This window comes from Sulfitobacter sp. UBA4523 (assembly GCF_002388305.1).
GTDB lineage: Bacteria > Pseudomonadota > Alphaproteobacteria > Rhodobacterales > Rhodobacteraceae > Sulfitobacter > Sulfitobacter pontiacus.
Window position 1 is genome coordinate 7,017 of the sequence record NZ_DGMH01000028.1, and the last position, 238, is coordinate 7,254.

Annotated in this window: 1 pseudogene; it reads left to right on the forward strand. The window is 55.9% G+C overall.

From position 1 onward, the window contains the following. Nucleotides 1–23: 23 nt before the first annotated feature. Nucleotides 24–238: pseudogene (locus B3849_RS07265) on the forward strand (mononuclear molybdenum enzyme YedY); the annotation flags it as partial.

Below are 238 nucleotides of genomic sequence, written 5' to 3' on the forward strand. Positions count from 1 at the left end.
TATATTGGTAAGGAGCGCCTGTTATGGCCTATCGCTGGATCAACACACTCACGGATAAAGACGTCACCCCGCATGCTGCATTTATGAACCGACGTCAGATCATGGGGGGCGCTTTGGCGGGGATCGGGTTGGCCGGTATCGCGGGGGCCACCTCTGCCGCGCCCGAGGGGCTAGAGCCGAACAGTTATGAAGATATCACCAGCTACAATAACTACTATGAATTCGGCACCGGCAAGGA